The sequence below is a fragment of the Klebsiella michiganensis genome (assembly GCF_015139575.1).
Taxonomy (GTDB): domain Bacteria; phylum Pseudomonadota; class Gammaproteobacteria; order Enterobacterales; family Enterobacteriaceae; genus Klebsiella; species Klebsiella michiganensis.
Window position 1 is genome coordinate 1,071,559 of the sequence record NZ_AP022547.1, and the last position, 25,621, is coordinate 1,097,179.

A 25,621-nucleotide genomic window follows, 5' to 3' on the forward strand; every position below is an offset into this window, starting at 1 on the left:
GAATGCACTATATCCAGCAACCGCAGGCGATTGAGGCGAAAAGCTTCGACATTATTGGCGATATTATTGCGCAGACCCGCCCGGACTACCGCTTTGCCAGCCCGCTGCACGAAGCCATTATCAAGCGGGTGATCCACACCACCGCTGATTTTGACTGGCTGGATATCCTGTGGTTTTCGCCCGACGTGCTTCCGCGCTTGAGCGCCGCCCTGAGCCAGCCCTGCACGCTTTATACCGATACCACCATGGCCCTGTCCGGGATCAATAAAACCCTGCTGGCGAAATTCGGCGGCGAGTGCCGCTGCTATATCAGCGATCCGCGGGTGGTGGCGGAGGCCAAAGCGCAGGGGATGACCCGCTCGATGGCGGCGGTTGATATCGCGGTCGCCGAAGAGGGCGAGAAGGTGTTTGTTTTCGGCAATGCGCCCACCGCGCTGTTTCGTCTGCTGGAGCATGACGTCGCGGTCAACGGTGTGATTGGCGTGCCGGTCGGTTTCGTCGGCGCGGCGGAGTCGAAAGAGGCCCTGACGCAGAGCGGCCTGCCGGGCATCGCCGCGCTGGGTCGTAAAGGCGGCAGCAACGTCGCCGCCGCCATCGTCAACGCCATTTTGTACCACTTACAGGGGGCGCGATGAGCGAGCAATCCTTTGACGCCCCGGTATGGCACAACGGCAAGGCGCTGCGCAAAGGCTATACCACCGGATCCTGCGCGACGGCGGCAGCAAAGGTCGCGGCGTTGATGGTGATGCGTCAGCATCTGATTCATCAGGTCTCCATTGTCACCCCTTCCGGCGTCACCCTGTGCCTTAACGTCGAGTCGCCGCACGTTGAAGGGCAGCAGGCGATCGCCGCCATCCGTAAAGACGGCGGCGACGATGTTGACGCCACCCACGGGATGCTGATTTTCGCCCGCGTGACGCTCGACGATTCCGGCGAGATTACCCTGCGCGGCGGCGAAGGCGTCGGCACGGTCACCCGCAAAGGGATCGGCCTGCCCATCGGCAGCCCGGCGATTAACCGCACCCCGCGCCACACCATCGAGTCGGCGGTGCGCGAAGCGATTGGCCCGTCGCGCGGGGCGACGGTAGAGATTTTCGCCCCGGAAGGCGAGGTGCGGGCGCAGAAAACCTATAACTCGCGGCTGGGGATTCTGGGCGGCATCTCGATTATCGGCACCACAGGTATCGTGACGCCGATGTCGGAGGAGAGCTGGAAGCGTTCGCTGTCGCTGGAGCTGGAAATTAAGCGCGCGGCGGGGCTGGAGCGGGTGGTGCTGGTGCCGGGCAACCACGGCGAGCGCTTTGTACGCGAGCAGATGGGCATTGATGCGCAGGTGGTGGTCACCATGAGCAACTTCGTCGGCTACATGATTGAAGAGGCCGTGCGCCTCGGGTTCCGCCAGATCGTGCTGATTGGCCATCCCGGCAAGCTGATTAAAGTCGCCGCCGGGATCTTCCACACCCACAGCCATATCGCCGATGCGCGGATGGAAACCCTGGTCGCGCATCTGGCGCTGCTGGGCGCGCCGCTGACGCTGCTGCAGCTGGTGAGCGAATGCGATACCACCGAAGCGGCGATGGAGCACATCGACGCGTACGGTTTTCAGCATATCTATCACCATCTTGCCGAACGCATCTGCCTGCGGGTGATGCAGATGCTGCGCTTTACCAAAACGCCGCCCGTCTGCGACGCCATCATGTTCTCCTTTGATAACAAGGTCCTCGGCAGCAATCGGCCGATCGCCGACATTGCGCGGGAGATGTCATGTTAACGGTCGTCGGCATGGGTCCGTCAGGCCTGCATCTGATGACGCCGGCGGCGCGGGACGCGGTCGCCAGCGCGGACGTGCTGGTGGGCGGCAAGCGGCATTTACAGCAGTTCCCTGAGTTTGTCGGCGAACGGTTTGCGCTGGGCGCCAATATTGCCGAACTGCTGGTATGGCTCGGCGAACGCGAAGCGCAGAAGGTGGTGGTGCTGGCCTCCGGCGACCCGCTGTTTTACGGCATCGGTACGCGGCTGATAGCCCACTTTGGCATCGAGCGCGTGCGTATTATCCCCGGCATCAGCGCGGTGCAGTATCTCTGCGCGAAGGCCGGTATCGATATGAACGATATCTGGCTGACCAGCAGCCACGGGCGGGACGTCTGTTTTGATGAACTGGCGCGCCAGCGCAAGGTGGCGATGGTGACCGACGGGCGCTGCGGGCCGCGGGAAATCGCCGCCCAGCTGGCGGCGCGGGGTAAAGGGTATCGCTGGATGGTGATTGGCGAAAATCTGGCGATGGATAACGAGCGGATCCGCTGGCTACCGGTCAGTGAGGTCGACGGCGAATATGAGATGAACGCGGTGGTGATCCTCGATGAAAGATGAGCTTTTTCTGCGCGGCGAGAAGGTGCCGATGACCAAAGAGGCGGTTCGCGCGCTGGCGCTGGCCAAACTTGAGCTACACCGGGCAAGCCACCTGATTGATATCGGCGCCGGTACCGGCAGCGTGTCGATTGAGGCGGCGCTGCAGTACCCCTCGCTGCAGGTAACGGCGGTCGAACGCAATCCCGCGGCCCTGCAGCTGCTGGACGAAAACCGCCAGCATTTCGCCTGCGGCAACATTGAGATCCTGCCCGGCGAAGCGCCGATGGTGATCACCGAGCGGGCCGACGCCATTTTTATGGGCGGCAGCGGCGGCCGCCTCGACGAACTGATTGACTGGTCGTGGCAGCAGCTCTACCCCGGCGGTCGTCTGGTGATGACCTTTATCCTGCAGGAGAACCTGAACGCCGCTCTCGACTATCTGCGGCAGCGGGGGATTACGCAGATTGATTGCCTGCAGCTGAACGTTTCATCGCTGACCGCGCTGGGCAGCGGCCACTATTTCAAACCGAATAATCCCGTTTTTGTTATCGCCTGTCAGAAGGAAGAAAACCATGGCTGAGACATTTGACCCCCGTTGTGTGTGGTTCGTTGGCGCAGGGCCGGGCGACCGTGAGCTGATTACCCTCAAGGGGTACCGTTTGCTCCAGCAGGCCCAGGTGGTGATCTACGCCGGGTCGCTGATAAACACCGCGCTGCTGGAGTACTGTCCGCCCGGCGCCGAGTGTCACGACAGCGCCGAACTGCATCTGGCGCAAATTCTCGACCTGATGGAAGCCGGCGTTAAAGCCGGGAAAACGGTGGTGCGTTTACAGACCGGGGACGTGTCGCTGTACGGCTCGGTCCGCGAGCAGGGCGAAGAGCTGACCAAACGCGGCATCGACTGGCAGGTGGTGCCGGGCGTCAGCGCGTTTCTGGGCGCCGCGGCGGAGCTGGGCGTCGAATACACCGTCCCGGAAGTTTCCCAGAGCCTGATTATTACCCGCCTCGAAGGGCGCACGCCGGTGCCGGAGCGCGAGCAGCTTGAGTCGTTTGCCAGCCACCAGACCTCGATGGCGATTTACCTTTCCGTACAGCGCATTCACCGGGTGGCGGAGCGCCTGATGGAAGGCGGCTACCCGGCAACCACGCCGGTGGCGGTGATCTACAAAGCGACCTGGCCGGAAAGCCAGACCGTACGCGGTACCCTGGCGGATATCGGCGACAAGGTGCGCGAGGCGGGGATCCGCAAAACGGCGCTCATTCTGGTCGGGAATTTCCTGGGCTCTGAGTATCACTACTCAAAACTCTACGCGGCGGACTTTAGCCATGAATACCGTAAAGCCTGAATCAATCGCGCTTTTCTGCCTGACCCCTGGCGGCGTGCGGCTGGCGAAACGGCTGGCGGCGATGCTGCCGTTAACCTGCTTTACCAGCGAGAAGCTGCTGGAGGAGGGGTTTCTCCCCTTTGAAAACGGTTTTGCCAGCGCCGCGCGCGAGGCCTTCAGCAGCTATTCGGCGCTGATTTTCATCGGCGCCACCGGGATCGCGGTACGCGTGCTGGCCCCGCTGGTGAATGACAAGTTCAGCGACCCGGCGGTGGTAGTGATTGACGAGCGCGGCCAGCACGTTATTAGCCTGCTTTCCGGCCACGCGGGGGGCGCGAATGCCCTCAGCCGCTATCTGGCCGGGATGCTCGGCGCCGACCCGGTGATCACCACCGCCACCGACGTCAACGAGATGGCGGCGCTGGATACCCTGGCATTCCAGCTTAATGCCCGGATGAGCGATTTCCGCGCGGCGGTGAAAACCGTCAACCAGATGCTGGTCAGCCAGCAGCGCGTCGGCCTGTGGTGGGACGACGAGCTGGATGAAGACGTCAGCCGCTGCGACCGGCGGGGATTTATCACCGTGACCGATCTGCACCAGCTTCCCGAGCTGGACGCGCTGGTCTGCGTCACGCTGCGCAACGAGCTGCCGGCCATCGCCGTGCCGCACTGGAAGCTGGTGCCGCAGCGGGTGGTCGCCGGAATTGGCTGCCGTCGCGATACGCCATTCCCGCTGTTAGCAGCGCTGCTGGCGCGCCAGCTTGAGGCGCAGCGTCTGGATCCGCTGGCGCTGAAAGCCATCGGCAGCGTGACGCTGAAGAAGCACGAGCAGGGGCTGATTCAGCTGGCCTCCTGCTGTCGCGTACCGTTCGAAACCTTTCCCGCTGATGCGCTGCGCGAGCATGAGCACCATTTTCCCGCTTCATCGTTCGTCAGAAAAACCGTCGGCGTGGGGAGCGTATCCGGCCCGGCGGCCTGGCTGCTGAGCCATGGGCAACTGTTGGGCGAAACCCTGCGCGAACAGGGCGTCACTATCACTTTGGGAGTTTCACACTGATGTTAAGCGTAATCGGAATCGGCCCTGGCTCGCAGTCCATGATGACCATGGAGGCCATTGAAGCGCTGCAGGCGGCGGAAATCGTCGTTGGCTATAAAACCTACACGCACCTGGTGAAAGCCTTTACCGGCGATAAGCAGGTGATCAAAACCGGGATGTGCAAAGAGATTGAGCGCTGCCAGGCGGCGATTGAGCTGGCGCAGGCCGGGCATAACGTGGCGCTGATCAGCAGCGGCGACGCCGGTATTTACGGCATGGCCGGACTGGTGCTTGAGCTGGTCAGCAAGCAGAAGCTGGATGTGGAAGTCCGCCTGATTCCGGGGATGACCGCCAGCATCGCCGCCGCTTCGCTGCTGGGCGCGCCGCTGATGCACGACTTCTGCCATATCAGCCTCAGCGACCTGCTGACACCGTGGCCGGTGATTGAAAAGCGTATTGTCGCCGCCGGGGAAGCCGACTTCGTGATCTGTTTTTACAACCCGCGCAGCCGCGGCCGCGAGGGCCATCTGGCGCGCGCCTTTGAGCTGCTGTCGGCCAGTAAAAGCGCGCAGACTCCGGTGGGGGTCGTGAAGTCCGCCGGACGTAAAAAACAGGAGAAATGGCTGACCACCCTGGGGGAGATGGATTTTGCACCGGTCGATATGACCAGCCTGGTGATCGTTGGCAACAAGGCGACGTATATCCAGGATGGCCTGATGATCACCCCGCGAGGCTACGTGCTGTGAGCCACGGCGAGGTGCTGGTGATGGGCGGAACCAGCGACGCGCGGGCGCTGTGCCAGCAGCTTGACGCGGCGCAGGTTAAATACACCCTGTCGGTGGCGACGCCCACCGGCCAGCAGCTGGCGGGAGACATTCGCGGCCAGGTGCGCTGCGGGCGTCTCGAGCTGGAGGAGATGATCGCCTGGCTGAAGGCTAACCGGACCCGCTGGGTGATCGATGCTTCGCACCCCTACGCCGAAGCGGTGAGCCGCAATATCGTCCGGGCCTGCGAAACCGCCGGCGTGCTGCTGAGCCGCTATCAGCGCCCTGAACAGCTGAGCGGCCTGAGGCATCCGCTGCTCTATACCGTGGAGAGCATTGAACAGGCCTGCGAGGTGGCGCGGCGCTTCGGCCAGCGCGTGCTGCTCACCACCGGAAGCAAAGATCTGGCGCGCTGGCGGGCGGGATTAGGCGAAAAAACGCTGCTGGCCCGGGTGTTGCCGGTCGCCGATGTCATCGCCCAGTGCGCCGGGCTGGGGTTCGGCGTTGGCGAGATCTTCGCCCTGTGCGGGCCGTTCAGCTCCGAGTTCAACGCTGCTTTCTACCGCCAGTGCCGGGCCGATGTGGTGATCACCAAGGCCTCCGGCGCCGAAGGCGGCTATCAGGAAAAAGTACAACCCTGTCTGGATGCCGGTATCCCCTGCATCGTGATTACGCGCCCGGCACCGCTGGTGACCGGTGAAGAATTACTGGAAAGTCAGGCTGCCTTTGCCCGGCGCTTAGCGCGCTGGCTGGCCGCTGCTTAAGGAGTCCGAAATGAAAAAAGCGCTTCTGGTGGTCAGTTTTGGCACCAGCTATCCCGACACCTGTGAAAAGAATATCGTCGCCTGCGAGCGCGAGCTGGCGGCCAGCTGCCCGGACCGCGACACCTTTCGCGCCTTCACCTCCGGGATGATTATCCGCAAGCTCAAGCAGCGCGACGGTATCGAGATTGATACGCCGCTGCAGGCGTTGCAGAAGCTGGCCGAGCAGGGCTACCAGGATGTGGCGATTCAGTCGCTGCACATTATCAACGGCGATGAATATGAAAAGATCGTCCGTGAAGTGCAAAGCCTGCGCCCGCTGTTCCTCCGCCTGACGCTGGGGGCGCCGCTGCTGAGCAGCCATAATGATTATGTCCAGCTGATGCAGGCGCTGCGCCAGCAGATGCCGCCGCTTGCCGCCGATGAAACGGTGGTCTTTATGGGCCACGGCGCCAGCCATCACGCTTTCGCCGCCTACGCCTGTCTGGACCATATGATGACGGCGAAGGGGTTTCCGGCGCGGGTCGGCGCGGTCGAGAGCTATCCGGAAGTCGATATTCTTATCGACAGCCTGCGCCGGCAGGGGGTGAAGGGCGTGCACCTGATGCCGCTGATGCTGGTGGCCGGCGATCACGCCATTAACGATATGGCCTCGGACGAAGAGGACTCCTGGAAAACGCTGTTTAACGCCGCCGGTATCACGGCGACGCCGTGGCTGAACGGGCTGGGAGAGAATCCGGCGGTGCGCGCAATGTTCGTCACTCACCTGCAGCAGGCGCTGAGCCTGGCGATGGAGGAGGCGGCATGAGCGGCAAACTATATGCCTTAAGTACCGGCCCTGGCGCCGCCGACCTGATCACCGTGCGCGCGGCGCGGGTACTGGGCAAGCTGGACATTCTCTACGCCCCCGCCGGACGTAAAGGCGGCGACAGCCTCGCGCTCTCCATCGTGCGGGAGTATATCGGCGAACGGACCGAAGTGCGCTGCTGCCATTTCCCGATGAGCGCCGACAGCGCGGAAAAAGAGGCGGTATGGGATGAGGTCGCCGCGGCGCTGGTGCAGGAAGTGGAGGCGGGCAAGCAGGTCGGGTTTATTACCCTCGGCGACGCCATGCTGTTCAGCACCTGGGTGTTCTTACTCCAGCGTATCGGCAGCCCGGAGTGGCTGGAGATTGTTCCCGGCGTCACCTCTTTCGCCGCCATTGCCGCGCGTTCGCAAACGCCGCTGGCCATGGAGCAGCAGTCGCTGGCGGTGATCTCCTGCACCGCGCCGGAAACGGAAATCGAGCAGGCGCTGCGCCAGCATGAAAGCCTGGTGCTGATGAAAGTGTACGGGCGCTTTCCCCGCATCAAAGCGCTGCTGGCAAAAAACGGTCTGCTGGATGCCGCGCTGATGATGTCCGAAGCCACGCTGCCGGGCGAGCAGTGCTGGCGCCATCTCCGTGACGTCAGCGACGACCAGCCGCTGCCCTATTTCTCGACCATTCTGGTCAATAAACAGTGGGAGTATGCAGAATGAAACTTGAACAACAGCTAAAACAGCTGTCTTTCAGCGGGTTAGCTGCGGCGCTATTGCTGATAGTGGTACCCGAAAAGGCTTTCGCGATGCACATTATGGAGGGGTTTTTACCGCCGATGTGGGCCCTGGCATGGTGGCTGCTGTTTTTACCCTGCCTGTGGTACGGGCTGGTGCGCCTGCGCCGCATCGTGCAGGAAGATAACAACCAGAAGGTGCTGCTGGCGCTGTGCGGGGCGTTTATTTTTGTCCTCTCGGCGCTGAAAATTCCTTCCGTGACCGGCAGCTGCTCGCACCCGACCGGCGTCGGCCTGGCGGTGATTCTCTTCGGGCCGGGAGTGGTGGCGATCCTTGGCGCCATCGTGCTGCTGTTCCAGGCGCTGCTGCTGGCGCATGGCGGGCTGACGACGCTCGGCGCGAACGGGATGTCGATGGCGGTAATCGGGCCGGTGGTCGGCTATATGGTGTGGAAAATGGCCTGCCGCGCGGGCATTCGCCGCGATGTCGGGGTGTTTCTCTGCGCGATGCTGGCGGATCTGGTGACCTACTTTGTCACCTCCGTACAGCTCGGCGTGGCCTTCCCGGATCCGACCGCCGGCGCGACCGGATCGATCGTCAAGTTTATGGGGATCTTCTGCCTGACCCAGATCCCGATCGCCATTGCTGAAGGACTGTTAACCGTCATGATCTACGACCAGTTGACCAAACGTCAGCTGATTACCGCACAGGGGCATTAACATGAAAAAGACGCTGATATTGTTCGCCATGGTGGTGGCGCTGGTGATCCTGCCGTTCTTTGTCGATCACGGCGGCGAATTCGGCGGTTCAGACGGCGAGGCGGAGAGCCAGATTCAGGTGGTTGCGCCGCATTATGAGCCGTGGTTCCAGCCGCTGTACGAACCGGCGAGCGGAGAAATTGAGAGCCTGCTGTTTACGCTTCAGGGCTCTCTCGGCGCGGCGGTAATTTTCTATATTCTGGGCTACAGCAAAGGCAGACAGCGCCGTGATGACCGGGTTTGACCGACTCAGCTATCAGAGCCGCTGGTTTCACGTCGCGCCGGAGCGCAAGTTCCTGTTCTGGCTGCTGCTGATGGTGCTGGCCTTTACCCTGCCTCCGCTGGGGCAGGGTATCGAAATGGCGCTGATTGCCGCCTTAACCTGCTGGCTGCTGCGGGTCTCGCCGTGGCGCTGGTGCCGCTGGATGGCGCTGCCGTTTGGCTTCCTGCTGATCGGCGTGCTGACCATTCTGTTTAGCGTCAGCCGCAATCCGCAGGATCTGCTGGTGAGCCTGCCGCTGGGCAGCGTCTGGCTGGGCATTACGTCGGAGGGGCTGACGACCGCCAATCAGACCTTCTGGCGCAGCCTGGCGGCGCTGGCGTCCACCTTCTGGCTGGTGCTGAATCTGCCGTTCCCGCAGCTTATTGTGCTGCTCAAGCGCGGGCGGGTGCCGCGGCTGCTGACCGAGCAAATCCTGCTAACCTGGCGCTTTATTTTTATTCTGTTAGACGAAGCGCTGGCGATTCATCGTGCGCAAACATTACGTTTTGGCTACCGTAGCGTGCCGAAGGGCTATCGTTCGCTGGCGATGCTGGTAGGGCTGCTGTTTACCCGGGTGATGATCCGCTACCAGCAGATGAGCACCACGCTGGATATCAAACTGTATCAGGGTGACTTTCACCTCTAAGGATAAGTATGCTTGCCACGACCGATCTCTGGTTTCGCTATCAGGACGAGCCGGTGCTGAAGGGGCTGACGCTGGATTTTTCCCATCACGCGGTGACCGGACTGGTGGGGGCGAACGGCTGCGGAAAATCCACGCTGTTTATGAACCTGAGCGGTCTGCTGCGCCCGCAGAGCGGGGCGGTGCTGTGGCAGGGAAAACCGCTGGACTACAGCAAACGCGGCCTGCTGGCGCTGCGTCAGCAGGTGGCGACCGTTTTCCAGGACCCGGACCAGCAGATTTTCTATACCGATATCGACAGCGATATCGCCTTTAGCCTGCGTAACCTGGGGGTTGCGGAAGAGGAAATTGCCCGCCGGGTGGACGATGCCCTGACTCTCGTCGATGCCCAGGGGTTTCGTCACCAGCCGATTCAGTGCCTGAGCCACGGGCAGAAAAAGCGCGTGGCGATAGCCGGCGCGCTGGTGCTGCAGGCGCGCTATTTACTGCTCGACGAGCCGACGGCGGGGCTCGATCCCTCGGGGCGCGCGCAGATGATCGACATCATTAAGCGCATTGCCGATCGGGGCAACCACGTGGCGATCTCCAGCCACGACATCGATCTGATCTATGAAATCAGCGATGCGGTTTACGTGTTACGCCGCGGCGAAGTGCTGGCGCACGGCGAACCCGGGGAGGTGTTTGCCCGCAGCGAACTGATGGCCCAGGCCGGGCTAACCCAGCCGTGGCTGGTGAAACTGCACGCGCAGCTCGGGCTGCCGCTGTGTAAAACCGAAGAAGAATTTTTTACGCGGATGCGAAGCAACGCGATGAAGGAGGCGTCATGACGCTGGCAATTATGTTACAGGGCACCGCTTCCGACGTCGGCAAAAGCGTGCTGGTCGCGGGGCTGTGCCGCATCTTTTATCAGGACGGGCAGCGCACCGCGCCGTTTAAATCGCAGAATATGGCGCTTAATTCCGGTATCACGCCGGATGGCAAAGAGATGGGCCGCGCGCAGATTTTCCAGGCCGAAGCGGCGGGCATTACCCCGGATGTGCGCATGAACCCGGTGCTGCTTAAGCCAACCAGCGACCGCAAAGCGCAGGTGGTGCTGATGGGCAAAGTGGCGACCGATATGGACGCGGTGAGCTATCACGAGTACAAGCCGCGCCTGCGCGAACAGATCCTCGCGGTTTATAACAGCCTGGCCGCCGAACATGATGTGCTGGTGCTGGAAGGGGCGGGCAGTCCGGCGGAGATCAACCTGCGCGATCGCGACATCGTCAATATGGGCATGGCCGAGATGGCCCAGTGCCCGGTGATCCTCGTGGCGGATATCGATCGCGGCGGCGTATTCGCCTCCATCTACGGCACGCTCGCGCTGCTGCATGACCGCGAGCGCGCGCGGGTCAAAGGGGTGATTATCAATAAATTTCGCGGCGACGTGGCGCTGCTGTATTCCGGGATCGAGCAGATAGAAGCGCTCACCGGCGTCCCGGTGCTCGGCGTCATGCCGTGGCTGGACGTCGATCTTGAAGATGAGGACGGAGTCGCGCTGCAAAAAGGGAAATATCTGCGTACCGACAGGCGTGATATTGAGATTGCCGTGATACAGGTGCCGCACATCGCCAATTTTACCGATTTCAACGCGCTGGCGGCGCAGCCGGACGTCCGCGTCCGCTATGTTCGCCAGCCGCAGGAGCTGGCGGGCGTGGATATGATTATCCTGCCGGGCAGTAAAAATACGCTCGGCGACCTGGGCTGGCTGCGCGAGAGCGGCATGGCGCACGCGGTACTGCAGGCCCGGCGCCAGGGCGTACCGGTGCTGGGGATCTGCGGCGGCTACCAGATGCTCGGCGAAACCATAATCGATGAGGTGGAGTCGGGGCTTGGCACCCAGCCGGGGCTGGGGTTGCTCAATACCGTCACCCACTTTGCGCACAGCAAAACGACCACCCAGGTAACGGCGACTCTGGCTCCGGCGCTGCCGGCGTGGCTGGCGGCAACGGCGGGGCTGGCGGTAAGCGGCTACGAAATTCATATGGGCGAAACCGAGCTGCGCGACGGCTGCCGTTCGCTGATGCAATTACATAAAGGCGGGCTGAGCGTGGCGGACGGCGCGGTCAGCGATGACGGCCTGGCGTTTGGCACCTATCTGCACGGCCTGTTCGATAGCGATGCATTTACCCGCGCGCTGGTTAACGGCCTGCGCCAGCGTAAAGGGCTGGCGGCGCTGGATAACGATTTCGAGTATGCGCAGTATAAATCTCGCCAGTTCGATCTGCTGGCGGACGCGATGCGTCAGCATATTGATATCGAAAAAATCTACGCCATCATGCGCCAACATCAGGAGCCCGTATGCTGACTTTAGTCACCGGCGGGGCGCGCAGCGGTAAAAGCCGCCATGCCGAAGCGCTGATCGCCCATGCGCCGCAGGTACTCTATATCGCCACCTCGCAGATCTTTGATGACGAGATGGCGGCGAGGATCCAGCACCACCGCGACGGCAGGCCCGCGCACTGGCGCACCGCCGAGCGCTGGCAGCAGCTTGATGAACTGATCACCCCGGATATCGCCCCGGAGGAGGCGATTTTGCTGGAATGCATCACCACCATGGTAACCAACCTGCTGTTTGCGCTGGGGGGCGACAGCGCGCCGGACGACTGGGATTATGCGGCGATGGAGCGGGCGATCGACGCCGAAATCGCGGTACTGATTGCCGCCTGCCAGCGCTGCCCGGCCCGCGTGGTGCTGGTGACCAACGAAGTGGGGATGGGGATTGTGCCGGAAAACCGTCTGGCCCGCCATTTCCGCGACATCGCCGGACGCGTTAACCAGCGCCTTGCGGCGGCGGCGGACGAGGTGTGGCTGGTGGTGTCGGGCATTGGCGTAAAAATCAAATAGGCCAGGCGCGCCGTACCGGGCGTTATTCTTCCTGCTGGCTCTGCCATGAGCCAGCCAACATGACGAGAACCTCTATGCAAAGCTTAACCTCTCTACTGGGCGCGATCCCGGCGCCTGATGAAAGCGCGATGGCGCGCGCCCGGCTTCATATCGACGGCCTGCTGAAGCCGCCCGGAAGCCTTGGACGCCTTGAAGATCTTGCCGTACAGCTGGCGGGCATGCCCGGTCTTGACGGCGTGCCGCAGGTGAAAAAGAAGGCGCTGCTGGTGATGTGCGCCGACCACGGCGTGTGGGACGAAGGGGTCGCCATCTCGCCGAAAGCGGTGACCGCCATTCAGGCGGCGAATATGACGCTGGGTAAAACCGGCGTTTGCGTGCTGGCGGCGCAGGCGGGCGCGAAAATGCACGTGATTGATGTCGGGATCGATGCTGAACTGATTCCGGGCGTTATCAACATGCGCGTGGCGCGCGGCTGCGGCAATATCGCCGTCGGTCCGGCAATGCGCCGCGGCCAGGCGGAAGAGCTGCTGCTGGAGGTGATGCGCTATACCCGAGGGCTGGCGAAGGATGGCGTCACGCTGTTTGGCGTCGGGGAGCTCGGAATGGCCAATACCACCCCGGCGGCGGCAATTGTCAGCGTTCTGACCGGCAGCGATGCCCAGGAGGTGGTCGGGATTGGCGCTAATCTGCCGTTGGCGAAGGTCGCTAATAAAGTGGAAGTGGTGCGCCGGGCTATCGCCGTCAACCGGCCTGACCCGAACGATGGTCTCGACGTGCTGGCAAAAGTGGGCGGTTTTGATTTATTGGGGATGACGGGCGTGATGCTGGGCGCGGCCTCCTGCGGCCTTCCGGTGGTGCTCGATGGCTTCCTCTCCTACGCGGCGGCGCTGGCGGCGTGCCGAATTGCGCCGGAAGTGAAGCCCTATCTGATCCCGTCCCACTATTCGGCGGAGAAGGGGGCGCGTACGGCGCTGATGCACCTGGAGCTGGAGCCGTATCTCAACATGGGGATGCGCCTGGGCGAAGGCAGCGGCGCGGCGCTGGCGATGCCGATCGTGGAAGCGGCCTGCGCGATGTATCACGAGATGGGCATGCTGGCGGCGAGCAATATTGTGTTGCCGAAGGGCTGAAAAAGGGCCGGGGAGCGGCGCTTAGCCGTTCCCTGAATCAGGTATAAGATTTTGCGAATCGCAGATACAAAAAAACACCCTTGAGGGTGTTTATGATGTTGGTTGCGGGGGCCGGATTTGAACCGACGACCTTCGGGTTATGAGCCCGACGAGCTACCAGGCTGCTCCACCCCGCGTCCGTCTTTACTCTTCATCGAGTAAACTTGCATCAGATTTTAATTGGTTGCGGGGGCCGGATTTGAACCGACGACCTTCGGGTTATGAGCCCGACGAGCTACCAGGCTGCTCCACCCCGCGTCCGTCATTACTCTTCCATCGAGTAACGCTACTTCTCTGATTTTAATTGGTTGCGGGGGCCAGATTTGAACTGACGACCTTCGGGTTATGAGCCCGACGAGCTACCAGGCTGCTCCACCCCGCGTCCGTGGAAGCGCACTATACTCCGCTAACGTTTTGATGCAACCCTTTTTGGCAGAAATCATCAATTTTGTAAAAAATGGTGCATATAGAATCACTTCCAGCCTATTTTTTGCGCAAAACTGCCTTTGCGGTGCCTAAGCGCATTTCATTAGCCCTGGGGGTTTGTTATCTTCATCACGCACCCGGGCTTAGCAGCATAAAGAAGAGATACCATGAAAGGACGTTGGGCAAAATACGCAGTAACAGGCGCAATGCTGGCAATGCTGGCCGCCTGTTCCTCAAAACCGACCGATCGCGGTCAGCAGTATAATGAAGGTAAACTCACCCAGCCGTTTTCACTGGTTAACCAGCCTGATGCGGTCGGCTCGCCGATCAACGCCGGCGATTTCTCCGAGCAGGTGAGACAGATTCGTAGCGCCTCTCCGCGCCTCTACACCAGCCAGAGCAACGTCTACAATGCGATTCAGGAGTGGCTGCGTTCCGGCGGCGACACCCGCACGCTGAGCCAGTTTGGTATCGACGCCTGGCAGATGCAGGGGACGGATAACTACGGTAACGTCCAGTTTACCGGCTACTACACGCCGGTGGTGCAGGCGCGCCATACTCGCCAGGGCGAGTTCCAGTACCCGATTTACCGGATGCCGCCGAAGCGCGGCAAGCTGCCGTCCCGCGCCAGCATCTACGCCGGGGCTCTGAGCGACAACTACATTCTGGCCTACAGCAACTCGCTGATGGATAACTTCATCATGGACGTGCAGGGCAGCGGTTACATTGACTTTGGCGACGGCTCGCCGCTGAACTTCTTCAGCTATGCCGGGAAAAACGGCTGGCCGTACTACAGCATCGGTAAAGTGCTGATCGACCGCGGCGAAGTGAAGCGCGAAGATATGTCGATGCAGGCGATCCGCGAATGGGGCGAAAAACACAGCGAGGCGGAAGTGCGCGAGCTGCTGGAGCAGAACCCGTCGTTCGTCTTCTTTAAACCGCAGTCTTTTGCGCCGGTGAAAGGCGCCAGCGCGGTGCCGCTGATCGGCCGGGCATCGGTGGCTTCCGACCGTTCCATTGTTCCTGCCGGCACCACGCTGCTGGCGGAGGTGCCGCTGCTGGATAATAACGGCAAGTTTAACGGCCAGTACGAGCTGCGTTTAATGGTGGCTCTCGATGTTGGCGGGGCGATTAAAGGCCAGCACTTCGATATTTACCAGGGCATTGGCCCGGATGCCGGGCATCGTGCCGGCTGGTATAACCACTACGGCCGCGTATGGGTGCTGAAAAACGCCCCGGGCGCGGGCAACGTCTTTAGCGGCTAGTACGCCGGTTCTCTTCCCCGGTCGCGCTGCGCTTACCGGGGCTACGGCTGATTTTGTCACCCGGGTAAGGCGCTTGCGCCGCGACCCGGGAATGTCCACTAATTCTGAGGTTTTATGTCTGTTGTAATCAGCGATGCCTGGCGCCAGCGTTTTGGCGGCACGGCGCGTTTATATGGTGAAAAGGCGCTGCAATGTTTTGCCGACGCGCACGTCTGCGTGGTCGGCATCGGCGGCGTAGGCTCATGGGCGGCGGAAGCGCTGGCGAGAACCGGAATTGGCGCGATTACCCTGATCGATATGGATGATGTCTGCGTGACCAACACCAATCGCCAGATCCACGCCCTTGGCGGCAACGTTGGCCTGGCGAAAGCCGAGGTGATGGCGGAGCGTATTCGCCTGATCAACCCCGAGTGCCGGGTCACGGTGGTGGACGATTTTGTCACCCCGGAAAACGTCGCCGAGTATCTTGGCGTTGGCTTTAGCTACGTGATTGACGCCATCGACAGCGTGCGCCCGAAAGCGGCGCTAATCGCTTACTGTCGTCGCCATAAGGTTCCGCTGGTGACCACCGGCGGCGCGGGCGGGCAAATCGATCCGACGCAAATTCAGGTCGCCGATCTGGCGAAAACCATCCAGGATCCGCTGGCGGCAAAGCTGCGTGAGCGTTTGAAGAGCCAGTTTGGGGTGGTGAAGAACAGCAAAGGTAAGCTCGGCGTGGATTGCGTGTTTTCCACCGAAGCGCTGGTTTATCCGCAGGCGGACGGCAGCGTTTGTGCGATGAAAAGCACCGCTGAGGGGCCGAAGAGAATGGACTGCGCATCCGGCTTTGGCGCCGCGACGATGGTGACCGCGACCTTTGGTTTTGTCGCCGTCTCCCACGCGCTGAAGAAAATGCTGGCGAGGGCGGAGCGGCAGACGGCGTAAATTCCCGGGTCGCGGCGCAGGCGCCTTACTCGGGCTACAAAACTGCGCACCTGTCCGGGCGACAAAACCGCACGAACCCGTAGCCCGGGCAAGGCGCGTCAAGCGCCGCCCCCGGGATGCGCTTAAACCTCAACCTCGCGGGCGGCGGCGAGCACCGCTTCGCTCAGGGCGCTGAGCCCCTGACTGCGCGAGGCGCTCAGCTGGCCGCGTAGCCCCAGCGCATCAAATAGCGCCAGCGGATCCTGCGCCAGCAGCTCAGCGGCGCTTTTGCCTTCTATAGTGGTCAACAGCACCGCCAGCATGCCGCGCACGATGCGGCCTTCGCTATCGCCGAAGAAATGCAGCTTGCCCTCGGCGTCAACGACGTGCCCCAGCCAGACGCGGTTCTCACACCCGGCAATCTCTTTGGCTCGCGCTTTCAGGTCGTCCGGCAGCGCGGGAAGCTGCTTACCCAGTAAAATCAGCTGGCGGTATTTATCTTCCCACTGGCTGAGCGGGGTAAAGGTCTGCCGTAGAGATGCCTCGGTGATGCGGGTACCAAAAGGGTGAGAAGTCGTCATTAATCCACCAGTATTTCCAGAGCGCGGTCCACGGCGTGCACCAGCGCGTAAACATCGTCTTGCGTGTTATAAGGCGCGAAGGAGGCCCGTAGCGTGCCGCTGACGCCAAGCGCCGCCAGCAGCGGCTGGGCGCAGTGCTGACCGGCGCGCAGCGCGATCCCCGACTCCGCCAGCAGCGTCACCATATCGCTATGGTGAACGCCGTCAAAATCAAACGCCAGCAGGCTGGCGTCCTGGCAGCGGAAGGAGCGGAAGCCCGGACGTTTCGCCAGCTCGTCTTCCGCCAGCGTCGCCAGGCCGCGGCTCCAGTTTTCCGCCTGCGCGATGTCCGTTTCCTCCAGCCACTCCAGCGCCGCGCTCAGGCCGATCACCCCGGCGATATTGGGCGTTCCCGCCTCGAAGCGCCAGGGGGCGGGCTGGGTTTTGAAGCCATCGAAGGTGACTTCGGTAATCATTTTTCCGCCGCCGAGCCACGGCGACATCTCCGCCAGCCGTTCGCTTTTGCCATACAGCGCGCCGATGCCGGTCGGCCCGTAGAGCTTATGGCCTGAAAAAGCATAAAAGTCGATATCCAGCGCCTGGACGTCCGCCGGGAAATGTACCGCTCCCTGCGCGCCGTCGACCATCACCACCATCCCGGCAGCGCGGGCCTGGCGTATTGCCAGCGCCAGATCCGGACAGCCGCCGGTGACGTTGGACATCTGGCCAATCGCCAGCACCCGGCTGCGCGGCGTGATAAGCGCGCCAAGCGCCGCCACTTCCGGCAGGCGGTTGCCCGCCAGCGGCAGCTTCACCACCCGCGCGCCGGTTTGCCCGGCAACCATTAACCACGGCACCAGGTTGGCGTGATGCTCTGCTTCGCTGACGATAATCTCATCGCCGGGTTTCAGGCGCGGGCGCACGTAGCTCTGCGCCACCATATTAATGGCTTCGGTGGTGCCGCGCGTCCAGACGATATCCTGGCCGGAAGGGGCGTTGAGCAGCGTCGCCACCCGTTCGCGCGCGTTTTCATAGCGTTCGGTTAGCTGACGGGCGGTGGCGAACTGGCTGCGGTGGACGTTACCGGCGCTAAGGCGATAGAACTGGTCGCTGGCCTCAATGACCGCCAGCGGTTTGAGGGTTGTCGCGGCGCTATCAAGATAGACGCCGGCGTCGGCCAGCGCCGGGAACTGGGCGCGAAATTGGACGGGGTTGAATGCGTTCATGAGATTCCTCGTATCGATATCAGGATCGTCGCGCAAATCGGCGGGTGATACAAGGTTTCTGCTAACGACTGGAATTTTCTGAATATGACTTCGGGTGGGTAAAAGATAGTTATGCTGAATAGTGTTGGGTTTGCGTTTTAACCTGGTACAGAACGAATCATAAACAGTATAAATAGTCGAAAGGAGAGAAAGATGAAAATGAATAAGACTGCCGCAATTATTTCTGCCTGTGTGCTGACCTTTGGCCTGAGCGCCTGCTCCTCCAACTACGTGATGCATACCAACGATGGGCGCACCATCGTGACCGACGGCAAACCGCAAACGGATAATGATACTGGCATGATTTCGTACAAAGATGCCTGGGGTAACAAGCAGCAGATTAACCGTTCTGACGTAAAACAGCTGGGCGAGCTGGATAAGTGATTTCGGTATAGCAGGCAAAAAAAAGCACCGCGCAGTGCGGTGCTACATTAAATCACTATGGACAGACAGGGTAAATGTACAGGAAGTGAAAAGGGGTAGCTGAGCTACCATGGTCCGCAAACCCGGACCAATTGCAAACACAACAACACAACATCACAACCGTAAGCCAAAAGCTTGTTGGAACACGCATTCCAAAAAAAGCTCTTCGTTCCGGCTCAGGAAGTGCCGCCACTATAGGTATTTGCTGGTAGAAGCTCAACGGACAAATTATAATAGCTCAGATAAAAAAAACTAATAGGTTAACTATTGTTTCCTGTTTGTTAAATTGCCTTAACATCTAAGCCAGAATAACTATGTCCAAGCGTTTGCCACCTCTGAATGCATTACGTGTTTTTGATGCAGCCGCCCGCCATCTTAGCTTCACTCGCGCCGCCGATGAGCTTTTTGTGACGCAGGCCGCAGTCAGCCACCAAATCAAGTCCCTGGAGGATTTCCTCGGCCTCAAGCTGTTCCGTCGACGCAATCGTTCTCTTCTTTTGACGGAGGAGGGGCAGAGCTATTTTCAGGATATCAAAGAGATTTTTTCGCAGCTCACCGAAGCGACCCGCAAGCTTCAGGCCCGAAGCGCAAAAGGGGCCTTAACCGTCAGTATGCTCCCCAGTTTTGCCATTCAGTGGCTGGTGCCAAGGCTTACAAGCTTTAACTCAGCTTATCCGGGAATCGACGTCAGGATCCAGGCCGTGGACCGTCAGGAGGATAAGCTGGCCGACGATGTCGACGTGGCGATTTTTTACGGCCGCGGCAACTGGCCGGGGCTGCGGGTGGAAAAGCTGTACGCCGAATATCTGCTCCCGGTGTGCTCACCGCTGTTGCTCACCGGCGATAAAGCGTTGAAAACGCCTGCCGATCTGGCGCAACATACCCTGTTGCACGATGCTTCCCGCCGCGACTGGCAAACTTATACCCGCCAGTTAGGTCTAAACCATATTAATGTTCAACAGGGACCGATATTTAGCCACAGCGCAATGGTGCTGCAGGCGGCAATCCATGGACAGGGGGTCGCGCTGGCCAACAATGTGATGGCGCAGTCCGAGATTGAGGCGGGCCGTTTGGTCTGCCCGTTTAATGATGTTCTGGTCAGTAAGAATGCGTTTTATCTCGTTTGTCATGACAGTCAGGCAGAACTGGGTAAAATAGCCGCCTTCCGCCAGTGGATTCTGGCAAAAGCGGCTAATGAACAAGAAAAATTTCGCTTTCGTTATGAACAATAAATCATCGTAGGGTAAACACATGACCAGCCGTTTTATGCTGATATTCGCCGCGATAAGCGGTTTTATCTTTGTGGCTTTGGGCGCGTTTGGCGCGCACGTTTTAAGTAAAACGATGGGCGTTGCGGAAATGGGCTGGATCCACACCGGCCTGCAGTATCAGGCATTCCATACGCTGGCTATTTTTGGCCTGGCGGTGGCGATGCAGCGCCGCATCAGCATCTGGTTTTACTGGAGCAGCGTCTTTATGGCGCTCGGTACCGTTCTTTTTAGCGGCAGCCTCTACTGTCTGGCGCTCTCGCATTTACGCCTGTGGGCGTTCGTTACGCCGGTTGGGGGCGTCTGCTTCCTTGCCGGTTGGATATTAATGTTAATTGGTGCAATTCGTCTGAAACGTAAGGGCGTTGTTCATGAATAAAGTTGTCCTCTATTGTCGCCCTGGGTTTGAGAAAGAGTGCGCAGCAGAAATTACCGATAAGGCCTCGCGCCTTGAGGTGTTTGGTTTTGCCCGGGTCAAAGACGACTCCGGCTATGTGATTTTTGAGTGCTACCAGGCCGAAGATGGCGAAAAGCTGGTGCGCGAACTGCCGTTCAGCTCGCTGGTGTTTGCCCGCCAGATGTTTGTGGTTGGCGAACTGCTGCGCGACCTGCCGCCGGAAGACCGGATTTCCCCGATCGTCGGTATGCTGCAGGGCGTGGTGGAGAAGGGCGGCGAGCTGCGCGTAGAGGTCGCCGATACCAACGAAAGCAAAGAGCTGATGAAGTTCTGCCGCAAGTTTACGGTACCGCTGCGCGCGGCGCTGCGAGAAGCGGGCGTGCTGACCAACTATGAAACGCCAAAGCGTCCGGTGGTCCACGTGTTCTTTATCGCCCCCGGCTGCTGCTATACCGGTTACTCGTTGTCTAACAACAACTCGCCGTTCTATATGGGCATTCCGCGCCTCAAGTTCCCGTCCGATGCGCCGAGCCGTTCGACCCTTAAGCTGGAGGAGGCGTTTCACGTCTTTATTCCGGCGGATGAGTGGGATGAGCGTCTGGCGAACGGTATGTACGCGGTGGATCTCGGCGCCTGTCCCGGCGGCTGGACCTATCAGTTGGTGAAACGCAATATGTGGGTCTCCTCGGTGGATAACGGTCCGATGGCGCAAAGCCTGATGGATACCGGCCAGGTGACCTGGCTGCGTGAAGATGGCTTCAAGTATCGCCCGACGCGCAACAACATTTCGTGGATGGTGTGCGATATGGTGGAGAAACCGGCGAAAGTGGCGGCGCTGATGGCCCAGTGGCTGGTGAACGGCTGGTGCCGGGAAACCATCTTTAACCTGAAGCTGCCGATGAAAAAACGCTACGAAGAGCTGTCGCGCAACCTGGCCTATATTCAGGAACAGCTGGACGAGCACGGCATCAACGCGCAAATCCAGGCGCGCCAGCTGTATCACGATCGCGAAGAGGTGACGGTTCACGTTCGCCGCCTGTGGGCTGCCGTCGGCGGTCGCCGCGACGAACGCTAGTTTGATCTGTAGGCCGGATAGGGTGTTAAGCCGCTATCCGGCGCTGCCATAGCCGTTACGACTGCGACACGTCCGAAACAATATGCGTCACATCATCCAGATGGCCGATCCGCGCCTCCCCTGAACGATTAAATTTGCTCTTATCAATCAACAATAACGATTGCGACGCTCGCTTAAGCAGCAGCGATTTGAACTCGGCGTTCACCGTATTTGAGTCCCAGAGCGCGCCGTCGCTGTCGATGCCCTCGCAGGAAAAAATGAACAGGTCGATCTCCAGCGCTTTGAGCTGTGAGATAAGCGACGCGCTGACGTAGCAGCCGTATTTCCGCTGGAGCGTACCCCCGGAGCAGGTAAGCTGAATATTCTCTCGCTTGCTGAGCTCCTGGCAAATCGGCTGGCTGTTGGTAAAGACGTGAAGGTTGATATCCGGCAGCTGGCGGGCCAGATACCAGCAGGTGGAACTGGCATCAAGGGCGATAACCATCCCCTCTTCTATCCACGCAAGCGCCTCGCGGGCGATGTCCGCTTTGTGCGCGTAGTGGCTTTTCAGACGGATATGAAAAGGGTCGCCGCTGTCACGGCTTTGCCGGTGAATGACTTTTGCCCGACCGTGGTTACGCAGCACTTTCCCCTGGGACTGGAGCTCGCTGAGATCGCGGCGAATGGTTTCTCTGCTGACGTTAAGCTGTAGCGATAAGGCTTCGGTGGTCAGGCTGTTATGGTTAATGAGCAGGTCTAGTATCGCTTGCTGTCGTGCCGCTTTCATTTTTCTCACCCTGGCGTTCGCTGAGCGCCCGCATCAGACGGGCGCTCCGGCATGAGATTACGGCGTTACTCCTTTTTTTAAAAGAATATTCCCGTACTTAGCGCGCTCACCTGTGATAACGATCGCAAAGGCTTTTTGCGCCCGCTCGTAGAAAGCAAAGCGGTCGATGCGGGCGATCTCCGGGCAGGGCGCGGGGCCGGAAAGCGCCTCGCGATAGCGCGTTTCTACCTGAGGGTCGAGGACGTCGCCTTCCACGGCGGCCATCATCACCAGCGGCGGAGCGTAGCTGTCTAACTCAAACAGCGGAATAATCGCCTGCAGCAGGTCGCTCACCCGCAGGCCGTCGGCGCGAATGACCTGTGGGCCCATGCTGTGGGCCGGGAAGTGGGCATCGGAAAAAATAATCTCATCGCCATGCCCCATTTCCGCCAGCACTTTGAGGAGGTCCGGGGAAATCAACGGGGAAATCGTTTTTAGCATCTCATACTCCCTCAATCAGTTCGGGTTCGGTTTGCGGGTAAAAGTAACGATACCGGTAGCTCACCTGCGCTCTGGCCTGCTCCGGGCTGCTGAATTCACCGACGCCATACCAGCCAAACATGGCGGCGCCGGCGACGGTGGTTTCGGCGTCATCGAGTACTTTAATGGGGATCTCCAGCCTGTTGGCTTTGATCTGATTCCACAGCGCGTTGCGGCTGCCGCCGCCGACCAGCAGCAGCTCGCGGGCTTTGAAGTGGCCGATTTGCTGCAGCGTTTGCAGATTGTGCGCCAGCTGTTCGGCTAATCCTTCCAGCGCGGCGAGGTAGAAATGACCGCGGGTGGTATTCAGCGTTATGCCCTGCCAGCCTGCGGTTGGGCTGGATAGCAGGTCGCACTGCATCTTCACCTTCTGAGCGCCGCGGGGGAGGGCCCGGGCCTCTTCAATCAACGTTTGCCACGGCGTCTCAGGCGTCCACAGCAGCTGGCGTATCCATTCCAGCACGCCGGAGGCCAGCCACTGCATGCCGGGGTTATAGCGTCCCGGCTGACAATCCAGCTCGCAGGTGGAGCCCGCATAGTGGCTGAGCAGCGACGTGTCTACCTGGGCGCTTCGCACCATCAGAATTTCCCAGGTGCCGGACGACAGCACCGGTTCATCCTGCTCCGCGCCCGCGCCAAACAGCGCGAACTGGGTGTCGTGCCCGGCGGAGATAACCGGAATGCCGACGGCTAAACCCAGCATTTTCGCGGCATCGCTCCGCAGCGTGCCAATCTGCTGGCCCGCTTCAACGAGCCGGGGAAACAGGCGGCGCGGCAGCCCCGTGGCCTGCAGAATCTGCGCGCTGAAATCCCGCTGGTGGATATCCAGCATCTGGCTGGTGCCCGCCATGGTGATATCGGTCGTGAATTCCCCGGTCAGACGCTGGTTGAGAAGCGAGGAGATGAACAGCCAGGCGTGGGCCTGCTCCAGCAGCTGCGGGTGGTTCTCTTTCAGCCATATCAGCTTATACAGGGTGTTGAAACCAAATGCGCCGACGCCGGAGATCTGCTGGAGCTGCTGCGCGGGCATAAAGCGGCCGATATTGTCCATCACCGCCGCGGTACGCGGACATTTCCAGCTGATGACCGGATAGATCAGCTTGCCCTGTTTATCCACCAGCGCGCCGTCGACGCCGAAGGTGGTGACCGTGATGCCGCGAACCGTGCAGGATGAGAGCGGGTCGGCAATTTGCCGACAGCATTCGGCGAAGCGTTGCAGGATCGCCTCCAGCGACCACTGGTGCCAGGCGCTGTTCTCCACGGCGATATCGCTGGCGTTGGCCGTTGCGGCGCGGGCGATAATATTCCCCTGGCGGTCAACGGCAATCGCCCGTACGTTAGTGGCGCCGCAGTCGAGGACCAGGATGACTTCATTCTTCATAATCTCTCCCGAGACGTTGCCGGATGGCGGCGTAAACGCCTTATCCGGCCTACGGGAACGGTATCATCCGTAGGCCGGATAAGCGCAGCGCCATCAGGCATTTTTAACGTTTATACAGCGGGCCGTAGTTCTGGCAGGCGCGGTAATCCTGGCCTTCGCTATCCATCCCGTGCGCAGACCAGCTGGAGGGGCGGTAGATTTTCGCCTCTTCTACGTTATGCATGCACACCGGGATCCGCAGCATCGACGCCAGGGTGATAAAGTCGGCGCCAACGTGGCCGATGGTCAGCACGCCGTGGTTAGCGCCCCAGTTCGCCATCACCGAGTAGACGTCGGAGAACGGGCCTTTACCGGTCAGGCGCGGCGCAAACCAGGTGGTGGGCCAGGTGGAGTTGGTGCGGGCATCCAGCTGGTCATGCATCGCTTTCGGTAGCTCTACGCTCCAACCTTCGGCAATCTGCAGTACCGGGCCGAGGCCTTTGATGATATTTACGCGGGTCATGGTGAACGGCACGCCGCCTTCGGTCAGGAAGCGGGAGGAGAAGCCACCACCGCGGAAATATTCATGAATCGCCGGGCACCATTCGGTGGCCGCGAGGCAGGCGTCGGCCTCCTGCTGGCTGATTTCCCAGTGCGGCTTCATGGTTGGCTTGCCTTCCGCATCGCGCTGTTTGCAGGCGCCGTCCAGCGCCGCTGAACCGGAGTTGATCAAGTGGATAATGCCGTGTTCCGCCAGTCCGGTGAGCGGTTGGCCGGTGACGCGTTTAACCGCGTCCGGCGACCAGTAGGTGCGCACGTCGGCAAACACCTGGGCGGTGCCGGTCAGCTGGTGGCCCATCAGCATCGCCACGCCGTTGAGGCTGTCGTTTTCCGTGGCGACGACGAAGGGTTCGCGTACGCCGTTCCAGTCGAACGAGCTATTGAGCAGCGCTTCGGCGGTATCGCCGTTAGGGTATTGATCGGTCCAGTGGCGCTGGCCCTGGAAGCCCGCAGCGATGGCGTTGTAGCCCAGCGACTCTTCGACCAGCCCTTTTTCCGCCAGCTTCTTGTTGCCCTGCATCATATCGCGGATGCACATCGCCATCAGCAGGCTCTCTTTCAGCACCGCGCGGCTCTGTTCGGCGTTGCGCTTATACTGCTGTGCGTTCTGGTCTTCGCCGTAGCGGAAGTTTTTATCCGCCCACGCCAGCGCCATTTCCAGCTCGCTTTCATCATAGATTTTCTGGTCGAGGCGGCGGCGCAGTTCGGTCATGTCCACCGCCTGCACTTTCATACCGAGCCAGGACTCGAAGAAGTTGTGATCGACGATAGAACCGGCGATCCCCATCGACACGCCGCCGACGGAAAGATAGCTTTTGCCCTTCATGCTGGCCACCGCTAAGCCGGCGCGGGCAAAGCGCAGCAGTTTTTCTTCGACATCCGGCGGAATGGAGGTGTCGTCGGCGTCCTGCACGTCGTGACCATAAATGGAGAACGCCGGAATACCCTTCTGACTGTGGGCCGCCAGCGCTGCCGCCAGGTAAACCGCGCCGGGGCGCTCGGTGCCGTTAAAGCCCCAGATGGCTTTTGGCCGCAGCGGGTCCATATCGATAGTTTCGCTGCCGTAGCACCAGCACGGAGTCACGGTAATGGTGACGCCGACGTTCTGGCTGCTGAATTTCTCCTCGCAGGCGGCGGATTCCGCCATGCCCGCAATGCAGCTGTCGGCGATGACGCACTCAATCTGCGCGCCGCAGGCGTGACGCAGTTTTTCCGCGATCAGCGCGGCGGTGGCTTTCGCCATATTCATGGTTTGCTCTTCCAGCGACTCGCGCACCCCCATGCGGCGTCCATCAATCACCGGGCGGATGCCAATTTTCGGTAAGCTGATTTTTTTCATTCCAGATT

29 protein-coding genes and 3 tRNA genes are annotated in these 25,621 nt (G+C 60.6%); 23 read left to right on the forward strand and 9 right to left on the reverse strand.

Features of this window, described 5'->3' with window-relative positions:
• Positions 1-2 precede the first annotated feature (2 nt).
• The 17 genes from JLG71_RS05160 (at position 3) to cobT (ending at position 13,447) form a co-directional block, all read left to right on the forward strand.
• Positions 3-635, forward strand: coding sequence for a cobalt-precorrin-8 methylmutase (locus JLG71_RS05160; RefSeq protein ID WP_004133657.1), 633 nt, complete (start codon positions 3-5; stop codon positions 633-635).
• Entirely contained in the window at positions 632-1,771 is a 1,140-nt protein-coding gene (cbiD, locus tag JLG71_RS05165; protein ID WP_200914004.1) for a cobalt-precorrin-5B (C(1))-methyltransferase CbiD, read from the forward strand. The genes JLG71_RS05160 and cbiD overlap by 4 nt, the downstream gene beginning before the upstream one ends.
• Complete coding sequence (locus JLG71_RS05170; RefSeq protein ID WP_200914005.1) at positions 1,765-2,370, forward strand: cobalt-precorrin-7 (C(5))-methyltransferase; 606 nt, start codon at positions 1,765-1,767, stop codon at positions 2,368-2,370. The genes cbiD and JLG71_RS05170 overlap by 7 nt, the downstream gene beginning before the upstream one ends.
• Positions 2,360-2,929: a decarboxylating cobalt-precorrin-6B (C(15))-methyltransferase gene (locus JLG71_RS05175; protein WP_025107435.1), complete on the forward strand. Its 570-nt coding sequence runs from the start codon at positions 2,360-2,362 to the stop codon at positions 2,927-2,929. The genes JLG71_RS05170 and JLG71_RS05175 overlap by 11 nt, the downstream gene beginning before the upstream one ends.
• Positions 2,922-3,695, forward strand: a complete 774-nt coding sequence (locus tag JLG71_RS05180) for a cobalt-precorrin-4 methyltransferase (RefSeq protein ID WP_014226631.1) — start codon at positions 2,922-2,924, stop codon at positions 3,693-3,695. The genes JLG71_RS05175 and JLG71_RS05180 overlap by 8 nt, the downstream gene beginning before the upstream one ends.
• The gene (gene cbiG / locus JLG71_RS05185; RefSeq protein WP_014226630.1) at positions 3,676-4,731 is read left to right on the forward strand and encodes a cobalt-precorrin 5A hydrolase; all 1,056 of its coding nucleotides are present in this window, start codon (positions 3,676-3,678) and stop codon (positions 4,729-4,731) included. Before JLG71_RS05180 ends, cbiG begins: the two co-directional genes overlap by 20 nt.
• Positions 4,731-5,456, forward strand: coding sequence for a precorrin-3B C(17)-methyltransferase (locus JLG71_RS05190; RefSeq protein ID WP_004105101.1), 726 nt, complete (start codon positions 4,731-4,733; stop codon positions 5,454-5,456). The genes cbiG and JLG71_RS05190 overlap by 1 nt, the downstream gene beginning before the upstream one ends.
• The gene (locus JLG71_RS05195; protein ID WP_128334707.1) at positions 5,453-6,238 is read left to right on the forward strand and encodes a cobalt-precorrin-6A reductase; all 786 of its coding nucleotides are present in this window, start codon (positions 5,453-5,455) and stop codon (positions 6,236-6,238) included. Before JLG71_RS05190 ends, JLG71_RS05195 begins: the two co-directional genes overlap by 4 nt.
• 10 nt (positions 6,239-6,248) lie before the next feature.
• A complete protein-coding gene (gene cbiK / locus JLG71_RS05200; RefSeq protein ID WP_200914006.1) occupies positions 6,249-7,043 on the forward strand; it encodes a sirohydrochlorin cobaltochelatase in 795 nt (264 codons plus the stop codon).
• On the forward strand, positions 7,040-7,753 hold the full coding sequence (locus tag JLG71_RS05205) for a cobalt-factor II C(20)-methyltransferase (RefSeq protein ID WP_014839398.1): 714 nt from the start codon (positions 7,040-7,042) through the stop codon (positions 7,751-7,753). The genes cbiK and JLG71_RS05205 overlap by 4 nt, the downstream gene beginning before the upstream one ends.
• On the forward strand, positions 7,750-8,487 hold the full coding sequence (gene cbiM / locus JLG71_RS05210; RefSeq protein ID WP_004124457.1) for a cobalt ECF transporter S component CbiM: 738 nt from the start codon (positions 7,750-7,752) through the stop codon (positions 8,485-8,487). The genes JLG71_RS05205 and cbiM overlap by 4 nt, the downstream gene beginning before the upstream one ends.
• Before the next feature lies 1 nt (position 8,488).
• Positions 8,489-8,770: an energy-coupling factor ABC transporter substrate-binding protein gene (locus tag JLG71_RS05215; RefSeq protein WP_004105092.1), complete on the forward strand. Its 282-nt coding sequence runs from the start codon at positions 8,489-8,491 to the stop codon at positions 8,768-8,770.
• Positions 8,757-9,434 carry an energy-coupling factor ABC transporter transmembrane protein gene (locus JLG71_RS05220; protein ID WP_014839396.1) on the forward strand — a complete coding sequence of 226 codons (678 nt, stop codon included), beginning with the start codon at positions 8,757-8,759 and terminating at the stop codon, positions 9,432-9,434. Before JLG71_RS05215 ends, JLG71_RS05220 begins: the two co-directional genes overlap by 14 nt.
• 8 nt (positions 9,435-9,442) lie before the next feature.
• Positions 9,443-10,258 carry an energy-coupling factor ABC transporter ATP-binding protein gene (locus tag JLG71_RS05225; protein WP_004105088.1) on the forward strand — a complete coding sequence of 272 codons (816 nt, stop codon included), beginning with the start codon at positions 9,443-9,445 and terminating at the stop codon, positions 10,256-10,258.
• Positions 10,255-11,778 (forward strand): cobyric acid synthase, encoded by a 1,524-nt coding sequence (locus JLG71_RS05230; protein WP_186006582.1) that lies wholly within the window; start codon positions 10,255-10,257, stop codon positions 11,776-11,778. Before JLG71_RS05225 ends, JLG71_RS05230 begins: the two co-directional genes overlap by 4 nt.
• Positions 11,772-12,317, forward strand: a complete 546-nt coding sequence (gene cobU / locus JLG71_RS05235; protein ID WP_004853703.1) for a bifunctional adenosylcobinamide kinase/adenosylcobinamide-phosphate guanylyltransferase — start codon at positions 11,772-11,774, stop codon at positions 12,315-12,317. Before JLG71_RS05230 ends, cobU begins: the two co-directional genes overlap by 7 nt.
• Positions 12,318-12,391: 74 nt before the next feature.
• Entirely contained in the window at positions 12,392-13,447 is a 1,056-nt protein-coding gene (gene cobT / locus JLG71_RS05240) for a nicotinate-nucleotide--dimethylbenzimidazole phosphoribosyltransferase (protein WP_128334704.1), read from the forward strand.
• A 99-nt stretch (positions 13,448-13,546) separates the two neighbouring features.
• On the opposite strand, the gene JLG71_RS05245 is transcribed toward cobT, so the two are convergent.
• From JLG71_RS05245 to JLG71_RS05255, 3 genes are all read right to left on the reverse strand, one after another.
• Positions 13,547-13,623 (reverse strand) — tRNA-Met (locus tag JLG71_RS05245).
• Positions 13,624-13,667: 44 nt separating this feature from the next.
• Positions 13,668-13,744 (reverse strand) — tRNA-Met (locus tag JLG71_RS05250).
• A 47-nt stretch (positions 13,745-13,791) separates the two neighbouring features.
• A tRNA-Met gene (locus JLG71_RS05255) sits at positions 13,792-13,868 on the reverse strand.
• Between the two features lie 211 nt (positions 13,869-14,079).
• On the opposite strand from JLG71_RS05255, the gene mltA reads away from it, so the two are divergent.
• Positions 14,080-15,177 (forward strand): murein transglycosylase A, encoded by a 1,098-nt coding sequence (gene mltA / locus JLG71_RS05260; RefSeq protein ID WP_004124438.1) that lies wholly within the window; start codon positions 14,080-14,082, stop codon positions 15,175-15,177.
• 114 nt (positions 15,178-15,291) lie between these two features.
• A complete protein-coding gene (gene tcdA / locus JLG71_RS05265) occupies positions 15,292-16,101 on the forward strand; it encodes a tRNA cyclic N6-threonylcarbamoyladenosine(37) synthase TcdA (RefSeq protein WP_186006584.1) in 810 nt (269 codons plus the stop codon).
• A 122-nt stretch (positions 16,102-16,223) separates the two neighbouring features.
• Here tcdA and csdE read toward each other — a convergent pair whose 3' ends face one another.
• Together csdE and csdA are read right to left on the reverse strand one after the other, a co-directional pair.
• Positions 16,224-16,661 carry a cysteine desulfurase sulfur acceptor subunit CsdE gene (gene csdE / locus JLG71_RS05270; RefSeq protein ID WP_200914007.1) on the reverse strand — a complete coding sequence of 146 codons (438 nt, stop codon included), beginning with the start codon at positions 16,659-16,661 and terminating at the stop codon, positions 16,224-16,226.
• Positions 16,661-17,866, reverse strand: coding sequence for a cysteine desulfurase CsdA (gene csdA / locus JLG71_RS05275; protein ID WP_200914008.1), 1,206 nt, complete (start codon positions 17,864-17,866; stop codon positions 16,661-16,663). The genes csdE and csdA overlap by 1 nt, the downstream gene beginning before the upstream one ends.
• Before the next feature lie 198 nt (positions 17,867-18,064).
• Here csdA and JLG71_RS05280 point away from each other — a divergent pair, with 198 nt between their 5' ends.
• The 4 genes from JLG71_RS05280 to rlmM all read left to right on the forward strand — a co-directional run bounded on the left by JLG71_RS05280 (position 18,065) and on the right by rlmM (position 21,068).
• Positions 18,065-18,289, forward strand: coding sequence for a YgdI/YgdR family lipoprotein (locus tag JLG71_RS05280; RefSeq protein ID WP_014226620.1), 225 nt, complete (start codon positions 18,065-18,067; stop codon positions 18,287-18,289).
• Between the two features lie 353 nt (positions 18,290-18,642).
• Entirely contained in the window at positions 18,643-19,560 is a 918-nt protein-coding gene (gene gcvA, locus JLG71_RS05285; RefSeq protein ID WP_004114967.1) for a glycine cleavage system transcriptional regulator GcvA, read from the forward strand.
• Between the two features lie 19 nt (positions 19,561-19,579).
• On the forward strand, positions 19,580-19,975 hold the full coding sequence (locus JLG71_RS05290; protein ID WP_004853688.1) for a DUF423 domain-containing protein: 396 nt from the start codon (positions 19,580-19,582) through the stop codon (positions 19,973-19,975).
• On the forward strand, positions 19,968-21,068 hold the full coding sequence (gene rlmM / locus JLG71_RS05295; protein ID WP_014226619.1) for a 23S rRNA (cytidine(2498)-2'-O)-methyltransferase RlmM: 1,101 nt from the start codon (positions 19,968-19,970) through the stop codon (positions 21,066-21,068). The genes JLG71_RS05290 and rlmM overlap by 8 nt, the downstream gene beginning before the upstream one ends.
• Before the next feature lie 55 nt (positions 21,069-21,123).
• Here the strand turns inward: rlmM and fucR are convergent, their stop codons facing one another.
• The 4 genes from fucR to fucI all read right to left on the reverse strand — a co-directional run bounded on the left by fucR (position 21,124) and on the right by fucI (position 25,613).
• Positions 21,124-21,834, reverse strand: a complete 711-nt coding sequence (gene fucR, locus JLG71_RS05300; protein WP_025108018.1) for an L-fucose operon activator — start codon at positions 21,832-21,834, stop codon at positions 21,124-21,126.
• A gap of 57 nt (positions 21,835-21,891) precedes the next feature.
• A complete protein-coding gene (gene fucU, locus JLG71_RS05305) occupies positions 21,892-22,314 on the reverse strand; it encodes an L-fucose mutarotase (RefSeq protein WP_014839391.1) in 423 nt (140 codons plus the stop codon).
• Position 22,315: 1 nt separating this feature from the next.
• Positions 22,316-23,734 (reverse strand): L-fuculokinase, encoded by a 1,419-nt coding sequence (gene fucK / locus JLG71_RS05310; protein ID WP_064374719.1) that lies wholly within the window; start codon positions 23,732-23,734, stop codon positions 22,316-22,318.
• Between the two features lie 103 nt (positions 23,735-23,837).
• A complete protein-coding gene (gene fucI / locus JLG71_RS05315; RefSeq protein ID WP_048260301.1) occupies positions 23,838-25,613 on the reverse strand; it encodes an L-fucose isomerase in 1,776 nt (591 codons plus the stop codon).
• Positions 25,614-25,621: the final 8 nt, after the last annotated feature.

Excerpts from the sequence above, each read along its gene's own strand:
- fucK (WP_064374719.1), bottom strand. The coding sequence starts at position 23,734 with ATGAAGAATGAAGTCATCCTGGTCCTCGACTGCGGCGCCACTAACGTA.
- JLG71_RS05190 (WP_004105101.1), top strand. The coding sequence starts at position 4,731 with ATGTTAAGCGTAATCGGAATCGGCCCTGGCTCGCAGTCCATGATGACC.
- JLG71_RS05280 (WP_014226620.1), top strand. The coding sequence starts at position 18,065 with ATGAATAAGACTGCCGCAATTATTTCTGCCTGTGTGCTGACCTTTGGC.
- rlmM (WP_014226619.1), top strand. The coding sequence starts at position 19,968 with ATGAATAAAGTTGTCCTCTATTGTCGCCCTGGGTTTGAGAAAGAGTGC.
- cbiG (WP_014226630.1), top strand. The coding sequence starts at position 3,676 with ATGAATACCGTAAAGCCTGAATCAATCGCGCTTTTCTGCCTGACCCCT.
- csdE (WP_200914007.1), bottom strand. The coding sequence starts at position 16,661 with ATGACGACTTCTCACCCTTTTGGTACCCGCATCACCGAGGCATCTCTA.
- gcvA (WP_004114967.1), top strand. The coding sequence starts at position 18,643 with ATGTCCAAGCGTTTGCCACCTCTGAATGCATTACGTGTTTTTGATGCA.
- cobT (WP_128334704.1), top strand. The coding sequence starts at position 12,392 with ATGCAAAGCTTAACCTCTCTACTGGGCGCGATCCCGGCGCCTGATGAA.
- mltA (WP_004124438.1), top strand. The coding sequence starts at position 14,080 with ATGAAAGGACGTTGGGCAAAATACGCAGTAACAGGCGCAATGCTGGCA.
- cbiD (WP_200914004.1), top strand. The coding sequence starts at position 632 with ATGAGCGAGCAATCCTTTGACGCCCCGGTATGGCACAACGGCAAGGCG.
- fucI (WP_048260301.1), bottom strand. The coding sequence starts at position 25,613 with ATGAAAAAAATCAGCTTACCGAAAATTGGCATCCGCCCGGTGATTGAT.
- JLG71_RS05215 (WP_004105092.1), top strand. The coding sequence starts at position 8,489 with ATGAAAAAGACGCTGATATTGTTCGCCATGGTGGTGGCGCTGGTGATC.
- cobU (WP_004853703.1), top strand. The coding sequence starts at position 11,772 with ATGCTGACTTTAGTCACCGGCGGGGCGCGCAGCGGTAAAAGCCGCCAT.
- fucR (WP_025108018.1), bottom strand. The coding sequence starts at position 21,834 with ATGAAAGCGGCACGACAGCAAGCGATACTAGACCTGCTCATTAACCAT.
- csdA (WP_200914008.1), bottom strand. The coding sequence starts at position 17,866 with ATGAACGCATTCAACCCCGTCCAATTTCGCGCCCAGTTCCCGGCGCTG.
- JLG71_RS05290 (WP_004853688.1), top strand. The coding sequence starts at position 19,580 with ATGACCAGCCGTTTTATGCTGATATTCGCCGCGATAAGCGGTTTTATC.
- JLG71_RS05220 (WP_014839396.1), top strand. The coding sequence starts at position 8,757 with ATGACCGGGTTTGACCGACTCAGCTATCAGAGCCGCTGGTTTCACGTC.
- cbiM (WP_004124457.1), top strand. The coding sequence starts at position 7,750 with ATGAAACTTGAACAACAGCTAAAACAGCTGTCTTTCAGCGGGTTAGCT.
- JLG71_RS05230 (WP_186006582.1), top strand. The coding sequence starts at position 10,255 with ATGACGCTGGCAATTATGTTACAGGGCACCGCTTCCGACGTCGGCAAA.
- tcdA (WP_186006584.1), top strand. The coding sequence starts at position 15,292 with ATGTCTGTTGTAATCAGCGATGCCTGGCGCCAGCGTTTTGGCGGCACG.
- JLG71_RS05160 (WP_004133657.1), top strand. The coding sequence starts at position 3 with ATGCACTATATCCAGCAACCGCAGGCGATTGAGGCGAAAAGCTTCGAC.
- JLG71_RS05175 (WP_025107435.1), top strand. The coding sequence starts at position 2,360 with ATGAAAGATGAGCTTTTTCTGCGCGGCGAGAAGGTGCCGATGACCAAA.
- JLG71_RS05205 (WP_014839398.1), top strand. The coding sequence starts at position 7,040 with ATGAGCGGCAAACTATATGCCTTAAGTACCGGCCCTGGCGCCGCCGAC.
- JLG71_RS05180 (WP_014226631.1), top strand. The coding sequence starts at position 2,922 with ATGGCTGAGACATTTGACCCCCGTTGTGTGTGGTTCGTTGGCGCAGGG.
- fucU (WP_014839391.1), bottom strand. The coding sequence starts at position 22,314 with ATGCTAAAAACGATTTCCCCGTTGATTTCCCCGGACCTCCTCAAAGTG.
- JLG71_RS05170 (WP_200914005.1), top strand. The coding sequence starts at position 1,765 with ATGTTAACGGTCGTCGGCATGGGTCCGTCAGGCCTGCATCTGATGACG.
- JLG71_RS05225 (WP_004105088.1), top strand. The coding sequence starts at position 9,443 with ATGCTTGCCACGACCGATCTCTGGTTTCGCTATCAGGACGAGCCGGTG.
- cbiK (WP_200914006.1), top strand. The coding sequence starts at position 6,249 with ATGAAAAAAGCGCTTCTGGTGGTCAGTTTTGGCACCAGCTATCCCGAC.